This is a genomic window from Rhizobium sp. BK176, assembly GCF_024808055.1.
Window position 1 is genome coordinate 41,238 of record NZ_JANUBV010000002.1, and the last position, 14,992, is coordinate 56,229.

The window sequence follows — 14,992 nt, forward strand, 5'->3', positions numbered from 1 at the left end:
GAGAATGTCTGAATCTTCCTCCGCACCGGTTCGTCGCCCGTTCCACCGTCGTCGCAAGACTTGCCCGTTCTCCGGCGCAAACGCTCCGCGCATCGACTACAAGGACGTTCGTCTCCTGCAGCGCTACATTTCCGAGCGCGGCAAGATCGTTCCTTCCCGTATCACGGCTGTTTCGCAGAAGAAGCAGCGCGAACTCGCCCAGGCGATCAAGCGCGCCCGTTTCCTCGGCCTGCTGCCGTACGTCGTCGCTTAATCAGCTGACGAGACCAAATCGAGGGAAGGCAGCAATGCCTTCCCTTCTCCCTTTCGCGATGGGCGCGGATCGGAACTCTTAAAACCCATGTTGAGGCCTTTCTGAAATCGATTCAGGAAACGCCCTCTAACTGCTTGATGAAGCAGGACAGCGACCGTGAAGCAACTGAACACAAAAACGCTAGGCATCGGCGCACTCGCCGGATTGACCGCCGCACTTCTAGTGCTCGGCGCAAGCCTCCAGCCGTCTTTCAGTGCGGTTCTCTATGCGGCCTCTGCCCTTCCCATTCTTCTCGTCGGCCTCGGCTGGGGCAACATGGCGGCGATCTCCGCCGTCGTCACCGCCGCTGTCGTCGGTGCGATCGCCATCTCGCCGTCCTTCGCGCTGATGATGACGCTGGTCACGCTGCTGCCGGCTGGCTGGCTCAGCCACCTTGCAAATCTCGCCCGTCCCGCGTCCGAACTTGGCGGCCCTGAGCATCTGATGGCCTGGTATCCGCTTTCGGATATCCTGCTGCATCTCTGCGGCCTGGTCACGATCGCCGTCATCGTCGTCGGCGTGATGATCGGTTACGGTCCTGAACTGATCGACCGGCTGGTCGACGTGCTGTTCGGCTCGCTTGCACAGCAGCAGCCCGAGTTCTCGCCCGATCCGGCCGTGACCGCGCAAACCAAGGCGCTGGTACTGCTCATGCTGCCCGCTATTCAGGGCGGCATGTGGGTGGTCATGCTGTTTGCCGCCTATTACATCGCAACCCGGATCGTCAGCGCATCCGGCCGTGGTCTGCGCCCGCGCGAGGATATCCCCTCGGCGCTGCGAATGAACCGCAATTCGATCTTCGTCTTTCTCGTCGGCCTTGCCGCCACCTTCTTCGGCGGCATGGCGGCGATGATCGGAGCAACTGTCGTCGGCACCTTCGGCGCCGGCTTCCTGCTTTCCGGATTCGCCGCGCTGCACTTCCGCACGCGCGGCAAGGATTGGCGCCTGCCGGCGCTGATCCTCTGCTACCTGGCATCGCTGATCGTGATGGTGCCAGCCTTTTTCATCCTCGTGTTGGGCTTGAGCGATACCCGCAAGGCGATCGCGCTGACCCCGAACAAGGATGCTGATGCCCCCAAACAGACAGATACAAAAATCTAGAGACACGAAAGGAACACGAACATGGAAGTCATTCTTCTTGAACGCATCTCCAAGCTCGGCCAGATGGGCGAAACCGTAAAGGTTCGCGACGGCTTCGCTCGTAACTACCTGCTGCCGCTCGGCAAGGCTCTCCGCGCCAACGAAGCCAACAAGAAGCGTTTCGAATCCGAGCGCGCAACACTCGAAGCTCGCAACCTCGAGCGCAAGTCGGAAGCACAGAAGGTCGCTGACGTTCTCGACGGCAAGTCCTTCATCGTCGTTCGCTCGGCTGGCGAAACCGGCCAGATGTACGGCTCTGTCGCTGCTCGCGACGTCGTTGAGATCCTCGCTGCCGAAGGCTTCAACATCGGTCGCAACCAGGTTCACCTGAACACGCCGATCAAGTCGATCGGCCTGCACAAGGTTGAACTGCAGCTCCACGCTGAAGTCGAAATCCACATCGAGCTCAACGTCGCCCGTTCGGCTGACGAAGCTGAGCGTCAGGCCAAGGGCGAAACTCTTAACTCGGTTGACGCGATCTACGGCGTTGACGAAGACGCTCTTCGTCCGGAAGACTTCTTCGATCCGGAAGCCGACCTCGAAGGCGACGAAGCTTAATTTTCCGAGATACAATCTCCGGAAATGGACGAAAGCCCGGCTCACGCCGGGCTTTCTGCTTATTTGGCTGCCGTGTTCTGTTGGGGAGCAGCGCTCTTGTCGACATCGACGACGACCGAAAGCCCAGGCCCCAAGTCCTTGATCGCCGGCTGATCGGGATCGAAGCCAATGCGAACGCCGACTCGCTGCGCAATCTTCACGAAATTGCCTGTCGCATTGTCGGCCTTGATGACCGCGAATTCGGATCCGGCCGCCGGCGAGAAGCGCTCGATGTATCCCTTCAGCCGCTGCTTGCCGAGTGCATCCACCGTGATGGTAACGGGTTGCCCGACCTGCATCCCGTAGACCTGTGTCTCCTTGAAATTCGCGACGACCCAGACATCCTCCGGCACCACGGCCATGAGCTGCGTTCCCGCCGTCACGTACTGCCCGACGCGCACGCCAACTTCGCCGAGATGGCCGTCGCGCGGCGCAACGATCTTGGTGTTCTGCAGATCGATTTCCGCAAGACGCACAACCGCTTCGGCGCTCGCCACATTGGCCTCAAGCAGCGAGCGATTGACGATGATCGTCGCAAGGTTCTGCTTGGAAACCTCAAGAGCGGCCTCGGCCTGGTTCACCGCGGCCTTGGCCTGGTCCAGCGTCGCCTGTGCTGCCTCCGTCTCGCTCTGCGATGCGATGCCACGGTTGCTGAGATTGTTTATGCGATCCCAGGCCTGCTGCGCGCGGGTCAGCGACGCGTTTGCGCTGTCGATCTGGGCCTGACTGGAGGCGATGCTTGCTTTTGCCGCAAGCTCAGACTGGCGAGAATTCTCCAGCGACGCTTTCTGCCCGTCGAGCGCGGCGCGCGCCTGGGCAAGTTTCTGGACGTAGATGCGGTCATCGATCTGCGCCAGCGTGTCTCCCTGTTTAACCTGCTGATAATCCTTCACCGGCACTTCGACGACATAACCGCTCACCTGTGGGCTCATGATCGTGACGTAGCCGCGCACATAGGCGTTATCCGTCGTCTCGATAGACGTCACGAAAGGTGGCAAACGCCAGGCGTAAAGAACGAGGAGAACGCCGGCGATGCCGGCAAGCACTGCGATGATGGTCGAAGGGGACCGGAGGGATTTCAGCATGATGGGATCCTGAGATCACGATTGAGCGGGAATTGCGTCGGCGCGCGCTGCCCAGGGCAGCCGCCGCCACGCCTGATGGAGAAGAATGAGGATCAGACCAACGAGCGACGCGTAGCCGATGACGAGGAAAGCGTCATTGTAAGCGAGAATGTATGCCTCGCGGCTAACCTGCTGGGCGAGCAGCGCCAGGCCTTCGGCATTGAGCAGCATCTTGTCGCCAAGCACCTTGCCGTAGGCGGCGCTGAGCTGTGAGACGCGCTGGGCCACAATCGGTTCCTGCAGCAGGATGTGCTCGACGAGCACGTTCGAATGGAACTTCTCCCGGATGGTCACAAAGGTTCCGAGCATCGCCGACGCGAACAGGGAGCCAATACTCTGCGTGAACACGAAGATTACCAGGAAGTTGACGATAAAGGGCATGCCGCGCGACATCGCGGCCTTGAACCCACTCGCCATCACCGGCGGTAGGAACATTGCCGCGCCGGCCGCGACCATCGCCTGGCTCAGATACATCTCCGGTGGTCTTGTCAGGCTCGTCGACCGGCTGTCCAGAAAGGCGCCGGCGGCGATAAGAAGGAGAGCCAGTACATGGGCGGTCTCGACGTAACGTGTGGTCATCAGAAAGGCACAGAAGAGCCCGCCAACCAAAGAGGCGAGAAGGATAATCGTGTAAAGCGTCACCGTCTGATCGTTCAGAAGCCCGAGCTGCTGATAGAAACTGGCAGCGGAGGAGGATTGCTCGGAGGAAACGAAACGGAAGAGAAGCAGCACCCCCGCCATCCGCATGTTGGCGCCTGAGAACAGCCAGCGGAAATCGATCAGCGGACTGGCGCGAGGCAGCTCCATGGCGAGCACGAGCGCGATGGAGCCCACCGAGATCGCCAGCAGCACGCCGATCCACGGTGCCTCGAACCACCAATAGAAGCGGCCGAGCGTCAGTACGACGGCGAGGCAACCGAAGCCGACCGCGAGCAGGAGATAGCTCAATATGTCGTGCGGCTGGATGACGTTACCCCGAGGCGGCGCCGTGAGCGGCAGCAGGTAGATGATCGGAAAGACGATAAGCGCCATCCCCATCTCGAACGTATAGAGCACCTGGTAACCGCCGAACTGAAGCAGCGAAGGCGAGACGATGCGCGCGACGGGGGATGCAAACAGCGTGCACATCAGCGCCAGGCTAATCCCGAGCGACAGCTTCTTCTCCTGCGGAAAGGGTTCGAGCATGTAGAGAAAGCCGAGCGTCGAAAGCGGTGCGGCAGCCATCCCGCTTAAGGTGCGCACGACGATCGCGGAATGCAGGTCGGTAATGAGAAGATTCAGGACCGCTGCAACGACGAAGCAGATGATGCCAAGTTCGGCGAAACGGCGAAGGCCGTATTGCGTGCGGATCTTGAAGAGCGCGATCGACATGCTGGCGTAAGGCGCCATATAGGCTGCCGAAAGCCAGGAGACCTCGGTTGTTGTTGCGGAAAACGATCCTTGCAGCTGGTAGATGTTGACGTTGAGCAAATTCATGCCGAGGCCCTGCGTCAGAAAGAGCAGGACCGACGCCACCATATAAAGCGGAGCCTTCCAGGCGGGCATCGCCACCGCTCCAGCAGCCGGAGGCGACGGGGGCGGCTTTTGCGCTCCCGTCTCTTCGGCGGACCTGGGCGCCATATTGTCATTGGCGCTTTGGGCGAGGCTCATCGGCAGGACCTCAAATTCCGCGGACACCCTGCAGGTTGGCTTGCATGGCCCGTATCACTTCCAAGGTAGTTTTCAGATCGTCTTCGGGAATACCGGCGATGACCTGCGCACGCACTCTCACGGCGATGTCATCGATTTCGCCTGCCACGACCCTGCCAGTCTCGGTGATATAGATTTCCTTGGCGCGACGATCGGAGCCGGCTACACGGCGTTGGACGAACCCTTGGCCTTCCATGGCGTCGAGTATCCTGACGAGCGTCGGCGTCTCGAGCTCCAACCGTTCGGCGAGTTCACGCTGGTTGATGCCGTCCTTCTTGTTGAGCGTGAAGAAGACGCGGGCGCGCGGCAACGTCATATTGCGTTCCCGCACTATCTTGTCGAAGACAGCCCTGAGCTTGCGGTTGAATGCTGCAAGATCTTCGATTAGCTCACGCCCGAGAACGGGATTCCCCATATTTTCAGCCCTATTTTGTTAGTGCACTAATTATATCTTTACTAACTATCGTATTTCCCGATCTTTTTCAAGAGCCGACTGCCTATGCTTGGGTGCAAGTCTCCTCCGACAGGCTTACACTATCATGTAAGGCATCATGGAAGTGAGTCGTTTCTGGCCGTGCTCTGCAGGTGACACTTTCGGTATTTTTGCACCGACTGCAAGTGTGACTGTGGAGAAGTCGAACAACGGGCAAACTATCCCCGTATCGATGGCGGCAGGGAAAACCTTCTTGCATCCGCGCTTGATTTTCTCGGTTGCGCACGCCAAACCCGAAGCTGAAGAAGACAGAACGGATCAAGATGAACGACGTCGCTCGAAAGATTGCCGCCGTTGCTCCAGCGGAGCAGCACTACCGGGAAGCGCCCAACAATATCGAAGCCGAACAGGCGCTCCTCGGCGCGATCCTGATGAACAACGATGCCTATTACCGGGTGTCGGACTTCCTGAAGCCGATCCACCTCTACGAGCCGCTGCACCGCAAGATCTTCGAGGTCGCGGGCGACATCATCCGCATGGGCAAGATCGCCAATCCGGTGACCATCAAGACCTTCCTCAAGGCCGAGGAAAAGGTCGGCGACATGACGGTCTCCGAGTATCTCGCCCGCCTTGCCCGCGAAGCCGTGACGATCATCAACGCCGAGGACTACGGGCGCGCTATCTATGATCTGGCGCTGCGCCGTGCGCTGATCACGATCGGCGAAGACGTCGTCAATATCGCTTACGACGCGCCGCTCGACATGCCACCGCAGACGCAGATCGAAGACACCGAGCGTCGCCTGTTCGAACTCGCCGAAAACGGCCGCTATGATGGCGGTTTCCAGTCGTTCAACGACGCCGTGGCGCTGGCGATCGACATGGCGGCCGTCGCCAAGGAACGTGACGGCGGCCTTTCGGGCATCTCGACCGGCATCCACTCGCTTGACGGCAAGATGGGCGGCCTGCAGCGCTCCGACTTGATCGTGCTTGCCGGACGTCCGGGCATGGGCAAGACCTCGCTTGCCACGAACATCGCCTACAACATTGCCGCCGCTTATGAAGGCGAAGTTCAGGCGGACGGCAGCATGAAGGCGAAGCAGGGCGGCGTCGTCGGCTTCTACTCGCTCGAAATGTCGTCGGAACAGCTCGCCACCCGTATTATCTCGGAGCAGACAGAGGTCTCCTCCTCGAAGATCCGCCGCGGTGACATCAACGACGCCGACTTCGAAAAGCTCGTCGCCTGCTCGATGATGATGCAGAAGGTACCGCTCTACATCGACCAGACCGGTGGTATCTCGATCGCCCAGCTTTCTGCCCGCGCCCGCCGCTTGAAGCGCCAGCGCGGTCTCGATTGCCTGGTCGTGGACTACATCCAGCTGATGACCGGCGCCGGCAAGGGTGACAACCGCGTCCAGGAAATCACCCAGATCACCACCGGCCTGAAGGCGCTCGGCAAAGAACTGAACGTTCCGATCATTGCGCTCTCCCAGCTCTCGCGTCAGGTGGAAAGCCGCGACGACAAGCGTCCGCAGCTCTCCGACCTTCGTGAATCGGGCTCGATCGAGCAGGACGCCGACGTCGTGCTCTTCGTGTTCCGTGAAGAATATTACGTCAAGAACCTCGAGCCTCGTGATCCCAACGATCCGAAGTATGCAGAATGGGAAGCCCTCTTCGACAAGGTGAAGGGCACGGCCGACGTCATTATCGCCAAGCAGCGCCACGGACCGACCGGCACGGTGAAGCTCGCTTTCCAGTCGGAATTCACGCGCTTTGCGGATCTCGCCGACCCATCCTTCATCCAGTACGAAGAGCACTGACGAGGTCTTTCCCGTCAGGGCTCCATCGCGGACTACAGGCCGGCTGCTCGCAAGATCGCAACGGTTGCCACCCCGACGGCAACGCTTGCGAGCATCGGCAGGCGACGCGCTGCGAGCGCCGTGACAAAGCAGGCTGCCGTTTCGGCCCAACCTGTCGCAAAGGCGGTTGGCGCGATCACCGCCATCAGTACCGCAGGCGGTATCGCCTCGATGGCCGTTCGGGTTTGCTCGGTCATTTCGACATGGCGAATGAGGAGCAGACCGCTCATACGGGTCAGTATTGTTGCGGCCGCCATGGTGAGGATCGCAGCAAGGGTGTAGATATCCAGAGTCATGCGGTCACTGCCTTTGTCTTGCCAGTCAAAAGCGCTGCCGCAAGCCCGGCAAGGGCTCCGGCAGCAATGTACCAGACACCGGGGATGAACTGGTGCACCAGGACGGCGGCCAGAGCACTGGCAGCCAGCACCGAACCGGTTTCGCGGCCTTTCCAAAACCCCATTGCCAGCACAACAAAGACGGCGGGAAAAGCGAAGTCGAGCCCGATGGCGGCTGGATCGCCGAGGAACGCGCCAAGAGAGGCGCCGATCAACGTGGACCCGACCCAGGCAAAATAGAAAGGCATAGCGATGCCGGCGAACCACGAAGGCGTCAGGCGCGCCACGCCCGCACGGAATTCCGCGATCGCCCATATCTCGTCGGCCAGAAACAGCATGGCGGCATATTTCCGCAGGCCGGAGAAACCTTGCATCTTCGTGCCAAGGGACGCACTCATCAGGACGTGGCGAATGTTGACGAGCAGCGCGGCAAAGCCGACCCCGGCCCAGCTTGCCGGATGCGTCCAGATATCCATGGCGATGAACTGTGAGCCGCCAGCGAAGACGAGCGCGCTCATCAAGGTCGCCTCCAGGGCCGACAGGCCTTTCGTTGCCGAAACCGCACCGAAGACGAGACCGATCGGAATGACGGCGACGACGAGCGGCAGGATTGCCCGCGAGCCGGCAAGGAAATCGCCGATGGGTCGCCTTTGAGTGAGCATTGGAACCTCCACAACTGCTAGAATTCGGAGGTGTTAAGCCGCCCAGCCGCGACCGTATTGAACGAAAGTGATCAGCGGGCGCGATACTGTCCCGGCGTAACGCCGGTTCGCGCCTTGAAGTGACGGGTGAAGTGCGCCTGATCAGCAAAGCCGCACTGGATTGCAACATCGGCCGGCGCCTTGCCGTCACGCAACAGTTTGCGCGCTTCACGCACCCGCTTGTCAGTCAGAAAGGCATGCGGCGTGATGTGATATTCCCGGCGGAAGGCCCGGATGAGGTGCGCGCGGCTCAAGCCTGCGACCTCGGCCAGTTCGTCAAGGCCGATGTCGCTGTCGAAATTGTCGGTCAGGTAGTCACGGGCGCGACCGACTGCGGAGCGCTCCTTGGTGTCAACCGGTGTCACGATCGTGCTGCCATAGCGCTGGAAGATCGCAGCCAGCACGCGGAACATCCCTTCCTCTGATTCCAGCGCTCCGGCGCCGCTCTCCAGCACACGATGGGCGGCATGGAAGGCGGCGGCCATCTCGGGATCGTTGAGGAGTTCCTTCGGGAAGGAGGGTGTGGCGTTGAAGGCCTTGCCGGTGACGTCTTCGAGGATATCGACGAACAGCTTTGTGTCGGGATAGATCATCCGGTAACGATATCCCTCACCGCCCGGCACGCCGTCATGCACGACGCCGGGATCGATGAGATAGAGATCGCCGGCGCCTGTCTCCTCCCGAACGCCCTTCATCGTCGCGATCTGCGTGCCGCTCTCGATCGCGCCGATACTGAAGGTGTCGTGGGCGTGAGGCGCATATTCATGCGTCAGGAAACTTGCGCTCAGACACTCCATATTGCGAAATCGCCGATCACGCCAGAAGCGAGTCCGCTCGGCGCCTGCAAGCGGCATCGCGTCGGCCGCCTCTTTCTGCGATACATTTTCCATCGAACCAATCTATCGCCGGCGCTACCCTGCGTCTTGAACAAAAGTGATCGCCGCGCCGATATCTCCTTGGCCTGCTTTCACTTTGCCTTATTGATCCTTAGACTGCCGTGCGACAAGCACTCTCCCCTCTTTTGTGAAGCACGATGACTGATTTTGTTGATAGTTTCGAAGATCAAGACCCATTCGATTCGGCCGGTTTGCGCCTGACCGTCGATCTGAAGGCACTCACCGAAAACTGGAAGGACATGGCGCGACGCTCCGGCAAGGCCCGTGCTGCCGCCGTCGTGAAGGCAGATGCCTACGGTACCGGGATCGAAGACGCCGGTGAAGCGCTCTTCATGGCCGGCGCACGCGATTTCTTCGTCGCTACGGTCGATGAAGGCGTGACGCTTCGGCCTTATGCGCCTGACGCCCGCATTTTCGTCCTCTCGGGTGTCTGGCCCGGCACCGAGCGGCGCCTGTTCGAAAACGACCTCGTGCCGGTGATTTCATCGGAAGAGCAGCTCGCCTTCTGGATGGCGGTTCTTGCCGATTACGGCGATTACCCCTGTGCGCTCAATGTCGATACGGGCTTCAACAGGCTGGGCCTTTCCATGCACGAGGCCATGGCGCTCGCCGATGACGTCTCACGCCCGGCAAGTTTTGCGCCGGTGCTTGTCATGAGCCATCTCGCCTGCAGCGACGACCATTCCTCTGACATGAACAGGCAACAGCTTGAATCATTCCGGCAGGTTAGCGCCGCCTATGAAGGCATCGATTCAAGCCTTGCGGCATCGGGCGGCATCTTTCTTGGCAGCGACTATCACTTCGATCTCACCCGCCCCGGCATCGCGCTCTACGGCGGCGAAGCCGTCAATGGCATGGCAAACCCGATGCGTCCGGTGGTGACCGCCGAGGCACGTGTCATTCAGGTGCGCTCGGCCAAGGCAGGCGAGTCCGTCGGCTACGGCCGCGCCTTGCAACTGACCCGCAACAGCAAGCTCGCCGTCGTGTCGGCCGGTTATGCCGATGGCTACCTGCGTAGCCAATCGAGCGGGGGTGTGCCGCTGCGTCAAACGGTGCCGCAGGGAGGTCACGGCTTCGTGGCCGGACAGAAGGTGCCCGTTGCCGGCCGCATCACCATGGACCTGACGATTTTCGACGTCAGCGATCTTCCGGAAAATGCAGTGCGCGCAGGCGATTACGTCGAACTGTTCGGAAAAAACGTGCTTGTCGACGACGTCGCTCGGTCGGCGGGGACGATAGGCTACGAGATCCTGACCAGCATTGGCCTTCGCCACGAGCGCCGGTATCTCTTCGAAGACGAGTGAGGCTCTCAGCGGGTGGTCAGGGCCAGCCGCACGCCGAGCGCCACCAGCAGCGCACCAAGGCCGCGATCGAGCCACAGGCCGATGCTTCTCTTGCGCTTGACGAGATCGGCAAGGCGCCCTCCGGCGAGGATGAGCGGCGGCTCGATGAAGGCTGCGACGACAATGATCAGGACGCCGTGGACCGCCAGCTGCAGCCAGGTCGGCCCGGCGCCCTCGACCACGAATTGCGGCAGGAAGGCTAGGAAGAAGATCGCGACCTTCGGGTTCAGCAGCGAAACGAGGATGCCCTGCCTGTAGACGCGGCTCCAGGGCAGGACGTCCTTTGCAGCATTGACCAGGCCGCCATCGCCCTTCGAGCGCAGAGCCTGAATGCCGAGCCAGACGAGGTAGATCGCGCCGACCCACTTCACGGCAGAGAAGGCTACCGCCGAAGCGGCGAGGATCGCCGAGAGACCAAATGCTGCCATTGCTACATGCAGGCTGGCGCCGGTCCAGATACCGAACAGGGCGGCAAAGCCGGTCCTCGTCCCGCTTTTGACGGTGTGGCCGAGAATGAAAGCCATGTCCGGACCGGGCGACAGGTTCAGTAGAACCGCCGCGGTCAAGAACGCGATCCAGTGCGCGAGCGAGTAGTCCAGCATCGTCGGGATCTCCAATACAGTGGAGAACAAGTGCCACCGTCGCCCCTTATAGGGAAATCATTAGTTTTGATCAGTGCCGCGAATGATTATTTGAGCAATCAAAGTGATTCGATGCGGCGCGCTGGCGACCATCCAACCGAAAGCATGACCCGATGGCGAAGGCCAGGACACACTTCATCTGCCAGAGCTGCGGCGCGGTCCATAACCGCTGGGCCGGCAAGTGCGACAATTGCGGCGAGTGGAACACCATCGTCGAAGAAGACCCGATGGGCGGCATTGGCGGCGGGCCGACCAAGACGCCAAAAAAGGGGCGGCCGGTCACCTTGACGACGCTGTCAGGCGAAATCGAGGAAGCGCCGCGCATCCACACCGGCATTTCCGAACTGGACCGGGCGCTTGGCGGCGGCTTCGTGCGCGGCTCGGCGGTGCTGATCGGCGGCGATCCCGGCATCGGCAAATCGACGCTGCTGATGCAAGGGGCGGCGGCACTTTCTCGCCGCGGCCATCGGATCATCTACGTCTCGGGTGAAGAGGCGGTTGCTCAGGTGCGGTTGCGGGCGCAGCGCCTGCAGGCTGCCGATACAGACGTGCTGCTCGCCGCGGAAACCAACGTCGAGGACATTCTGGCGACGGTGGCCGAAGGCAAGCGGCCGGATCTCGTCATCATCGATTCCATCCAGACGCTCTGGAGCGAACTGGCTGAATCCGCGCCCGGAACCGTGACGCAGGTCCGCACCGGTGTCCAGTCGATGATCCGTTTCGCCAAGCAGACAGGGGCTGCCATGGTTCTCGTCGGCCACGTCACCAAGGACGGGCAGATCGCAGGTCCGCGTGTCGTCGAGCATATGGTCGATGCCGTGCTCTACTTCGAAGGCGATCGCGGCCATCACTACCGCATCCTGCGTACGGTCAAGAACCGTTTCGGGCCGACCGACGAGATCGGTGTCTTCGAGATGTCGGACAAGGGGCTGCGCGAGGTCGCCAATCCATCCGAGCTATTCCTTGGCGAGCGCAACGAGAAATCGCCGGGAGCTGCCGTCTTTGCCGGAATGGAAGGCACACGCCCGATCCTGGTGGAAGTGCAGGCGCTCGTCGCGCCGACATCGCTCGGCACGCCCCGCCGTGCCGTCGTCGGCTGGGATTCGGCGCGTCTGTCGATGATCCTCGCAGTACTTGAGGCCCATTGCGGCGTTCGGCTCGGGCAGCACGACGTCTATCTGAACATCGCAGGCGGTTATCGTATCTCCGAGCCGGCCGCCGATCTCGCCGTCGCCTCGGCCCTGGTTTCGTCGTTGGCTGGTATTGCCCTACCGGCCAATTGTGTCTATTTCGGCGAAGTCAGCCTGTCGGGCGCCGTCCGGCCGGTTTCACAGACGTCCCAGCGCCTCAAAGAAGCCGAGAAGCTGGGCTTTTCTGCCGCGCTGCTTCCCTCGGCGTCAGCCGACCTGCCAAAGGGTTCCGGCGGTCGCTGGAACGAGATCGAGAGCCTTCCGGACCTGGTTGCACGTATTGCCGGGTCAAAAGGCGCACTGCGACGTGTGGAAGAAGAGGTTTGATCCTTTCATCGCCAGCATCGGTGATGTTATAGGAAGCACGCAATGAGGCGCGACCAAGCCGTAGATAAACGGCGGTCCTGGAGTTGAATTTATATGCCCATTACGATTTTCGACGGTATTGTCATCGGCGTCGTTCTTTTCTCCGCCGTACTTGCAATGGTCCGCGGCTTCTCCCGCGAAGTTCTTTCGATCGCAAGCTGGGGCGGCTCGGCAGCCGCCGCCTACTATTTCTATCCGTATCTGGTTCCCTACGCGAAGAAGTACACCGATGACGACCGCATTGCGATCGTCGGTTCAGCCGCGGTGGTGTTCCTGATCGCACTGATCGTGATCTCCTTCATCACCATGAAGATCGCGGACTTCATCATCGACAGCCGGATCGGCGCTCTGGACCGCACTTTGGGCTTTCTCTTCGGCGCGGCTAGGGGCATACTTCTTCTCGTCGTCGCCGTCGCCTTCTGGAACTGGCTCGTGGCGGATCACGGCCCGGCCTGGGTTAACAACGCCAAGTCGAAGCCGTTCCTGGACTCGATGGTCGTCAAGTTGCAGTCCGTGCTGCCAGCGGAATTCGCGCAGATGGTACGGGCGAACGTTATGGACAAAATTCAGCCGCAGGGCGGCAATACTGAGAGCGGCGACGCGCCCGCATCGGACCAGGCGCCAGCCGAAGACGCAACGCCCGCCCCTGCGAATGGTGCACAGCAGCCGTCTAATTGACGCAGTGTTCAACAGCTTGACCCGCCACCTGGCAATTGCCATTTGAGCGGAACGTGAATAAAGGTCCGGCCGGGCATCCGCTCTGCCGGGCCTCAGCCGTTTAAAGCGCATGATCACGGCGTCATGCTATGGAAAGCCGATCCATTCTTGTGAGAGCAAAGGCCCGCATCGATGAACCAGTCTCATTCCTTGACGCTCAATGACGAATTCGATGGAGACACGCTCCACGAAGAATGCGGCGTCTTCGGTATCCTTGGCCATGACGATGCGTCGACCCTGACGGCGCTCGGCCTGCATGCCCTTCAGCATCGCGGGCAGGAAGCAGCCGGTATCGTCTCTTTCGACGGACTGCGCTTCCACTCCGAGCGGCATATGGGCCTGGTCGGCGATCACTATACCAATCCGACCACCCTCGCCCGCCTCCCCGGCAATATCTCGATCGGCCACAATCGCTATTCCACAACAGGCGAAGTCGCGCTCCGCAACGTGCAGCCGCTCTTTGCGGAACTTGAAGTCGGCGGTATCGCTATTGCCCACAACGGCAACTTCACCAACGGCCTGACGCTGCGTCGCCAGTTGATCGCAGGCGGCGCCATCTGTCAGTCGACCTCCGATACGGAAGTCGTTCTCCACCTCATCGCCCGCTCGCGCTACACCTCCACGGCCGACCGCTTCATCGACGCGATCCGCCAGATGGAAGGCGGCTATTCGATGCTCGCCATGACGCGCACGAAGCTGATCGCCGCACGCGACCCCACCGGCATCCGTCCGCTTGTCATGGGTGAACTCGACGGCAAGCCGATCTTCGCTTCGGAAACCTGTGCACTCGACATCATCGGCGCGAAGTTTATCCGCGACGTCGAGAACGGTGAAGTCATCATCTGCGAGATCCAGCCTGACGGTTCGATCACGATCGACGCGCGCAAGGCCGGCAACGGCCAGCCGGAGCGCCTCTGCCTGTTCGAATATGTCTATTTCGCCCGCCCGGACTCGGTCGTCGGCGGCCGCAGCGTTTACGTGGCTCGCAAGAACATGGGTATCAACCTTGCCAAGGAAGCCCCCGTCGACGCCGACGTCGTCGTTCCTGTTCCGGATGGCGGCACGCCGGCCGCCCTCGGCTATGCGCAGGAAAGCGGCATTCCGTTCGAATACGGCATCATCCGCAACCACTATGTCGGCCGCACCTTCATCGAGCCGACGCAGCAGATCCGTGCATTCGGCGTCAAGCTCAAGCACTCCGCCAACCGGGCAATGATCGAAGGCAAGCGCGTCGTGCTCGTCGATGATTCGGTCGTGCGCGGCACAACCTCATTGAAGATCGTGCAGATGATCCGCGATGCCGGCGCCAAGGAAGTGCACCTGCGCGTCGCAAGCCCGATGATCTACTATCCTGACTTCTACGGTATCGACACGCCGGATCGCGAGAAGCTGCTGGCCAACCAGTACGACAGCCTCGAAGCCATGTGCAAATACATCGGCGCGGACTCCCTGGAGTTCCTGTCGATCAACGGCCTTTATCGCGCCGTCGGCGGCGAGGATCGCAACGATGCCCGTCCGCAGTTCACCGACCACTACTTCACCGGCGACTACCCGACCCGCCTCCTCGACAAGGACGGCGAGACGATGGGCCGCAAGGTTTCCTTGCTGGCGACCAACGGCTGATTGCCATTGGCTTTGACATTTGACCAAGGGGCGCTTATTGCGCCCCTTG

At 61.0% G+C, this 14,992-nt stretch carries 15 protein-coding genes; 8 read left to right on the forward strand and 7 right to left on the reverse strand.

Features of this window, described 5'->3' with window-relative positions; genetic code table 11:
• The first annotated feature begins 4 nt into the window (after positions 1–4).
• The 3 genes from rpsR to rplI all read left to right on the forward strand — a co-directional run bounded on the left by rpsR (position 5) and on the right by rplI (position 1,990).
• Positions 5–253: a 30S ribosomal protein S18 gene (rpsR, locus tag FHT76_RS09465; protein ID WP_007531286.1), complete on the forward strand. Its 249-nt coding sequence runs from the start codon at positions 5–7 to the stop codon at positions 251–253.
• Positions 254–409: 156 nt separating this feature from the next.
• Positions 410–1,393, forward strand: a complete 984-nt coding sequence (locus FHT76_RS09470) for a DUF2232 domain-containing protein (protein WP_259129222.1) — start codon at positions 410–412, stop codon at positions 1,391–1,393.
• 21 nt (positions 1,394–1,414) lie between these two features.
• Entirely contained in the window at positions 1,415–1,990 is a 576-nt protein-coding gene (rplI, locus tag FHT76_RS09475) for a 50S ribosomal protein L9 (RefSeq protein WP_016553431.1), read from the forward strand.
• A gap of 59 nt (positions 1,991–2,049) precedes the next feature.
• Here rplI and FHT76_RS09480 read toward each other — a convergent pair whose 3' ends face one another.
• Genes FHT76_RS09480 through FHT76_RS09490 form a run of 3 tightly spaced genes read right to left on the reverse strand, consistent with a single transcriptional unit; the run spans position 2,050 to position 5,257 of the window.
• Complete coding sequence (locus FHT76_RS09480; protein WP_183859408.1) at positions 2,050–3,114, reverse strand: HlyD family secretion protein; 1,065 nt, start codon at positions 3,112–3,114, stop codon at positions 2,050–2,052.
• Positions 3,115–3,129: 15 nt separating this feature from the next.
• Positions 3,130–4,803 carry an MFS transporter gene (locus tag FHT76_RS09485; protein WP_183859410.1) on the reverse strand — a complete coding sequence of 558 codons (1,674 nt, stop codon included), beginning with the start codon at positions 4,801–4,803 and terminating at the stop codon, positions 3,130–3,132.
• Between the two features lie 10 nt (positions 4,804–4,813).
• Positions 4,814–5,257 carry a MarR family winged helix-turn-helix transcriptional regulator gene (locus FHT76_RS09490; RefSeq protein WP_016553428.1) on the reverse strand — a complete coding sequence of 148 codons (444 nt, stop codon included), beginning with the start codon at positions 5,255–5,257 and terminating at the stop codon, positions 4,814–4,816.
• 341 nt (positions 5,258–5,598) lie between these two features.
• Between FHT76_RS09490 and FHT76_RS09495 the strand changes: the two genes are divergently transcribed.
• Positions 5,599–7,092: a replicative DNA helicase gene (locus FHT76_RS09495; RefSeq protein ID WP_183751576.1), complete on the forward strand. Its 1,494-nt coding sequence runs from the start codon at positions 5,599–5,601 to the stop codon at positions 7,090–7,092.
• Between the two features lie 32 nt (positions 7,093–7,124).
• Here the strand turns inward: FHT76_RS09495 and FHT76_RS09500 are convergent, their stop codons facing one another.
• From FHT76_RS09500 to FHT76_RS09510, 3 genes are all read right to left on the reverse strand, one after another.
• Entirely contained in the window at positions 7,125–7,427 is a 303-nt protein-coding gene (locus FHT76_RS09500) for an AzlD family protein (protein WP_183751578.1), read from the reverse strand.
• Positions 7,424–8,128, reverse strand: coding sequence for an AzlC family ABC transporter permease (locus FHT76_RS09505; RefSeq protein WP_183751580.1), 705 nt, complete (start codon positions 8,126–8,128; stop codon positions 7,424–7,426). The genes FHT76_RS09500 and FHT76_RS09505 overlap by 4 nt, the downstream gene beginning before the upstream one ends.
• A 71-nt stretch (positions 8,129–8,199) precedes the next feature.
• Positions 8,200–9,021: an AraC family transcriptional regulator gene (locus FHT76_RS09510; RefSeq protein WP_183860713.1), complete on the reverse strand. Its 822-nt coding sequence runs from the start codon at positions 9,019–9,021 to the stop codon at positions 8,200–8,202.
• A gap of 179 nt (positions 9,022–9,200) precedes the next feature.
• Here FHT76_RS09510 and alr point away from each other — a divergent pair, with 179 nt between their 5' ends.
• Positions 9,201–10,367 (forward strand): alanine racemase, encoded by a 1,167-nt coding sequence (alr, locus tag FHT76_RS09515; protein ID WP_183859412.1) that lies wholly within the window; start codon positions 9,201–9,203, stop codon positions 10,365–10,367.
• Between the two features lie 5 nt (positions 10,368–10,372).
• Here alr and FHT76_RS09520 read toward each other — a convergent pair whose 3' ends face one another.
• Positions 10,373–11,008, reverse strand: coding sequence for a LysE family translocator (locus tag FHT76_RS09520; protein ID WP_183751584.1), 636 nt, complete (start codon positions 11,006–11,008; stop codon positions 10,373–10,375).
• Positions 11,009–11,160: 152 nt separating this feature from the next.
• On the opposite strand from FHT76_RS09520, the gene radA reads away from it, so the two are divergent.
• The 3 genes from radA to purF all read left to right on the forward strand — a co-directional run bounded on the left by radA (position 11,161) and on the right by purF (position 14,943).
• The gene (gene radA / locus FHT76_RS09525; protein ID WP_183859414.1) at positions 11,161–12,564 is read left to right on the forward strand and encodes a DNA repair protein RadA; all 1,404 of its coding nucleotides are present in this window, start codon (positions 11,161–11,163) and stop codon (positions 12,562–12,564) included.
• Positions 12,565–12,657: 93 nt separating this feature from the next.
• The gene (locus tag FHT76_RS09530) at positions 12,658–13,281 is read left to right on the forward strand and encodes a CvpA family protein (RefSeq protein ID WP_183859415.1); all 624 of its coding nucleotides are present in this window, start codon (positions 12,658–12,660) and stop codon (positions 13,279–13,281) included.
• Between the two features lie 171 nt (positions 13,282–13,452).
• A complete protein-coding gene (gene purF / locus FHT76_RS09535) occupies positions 13,453–14,943 on the forward strand; it encodes an amidophosphoribosyltransferase (protein ID WP_183859417.1) in 1,491 nt (496 codons plus the stop codon).
• The last annotated feature ends 49 nt before the right edge of the window (positions 14,944–14,992 follow it).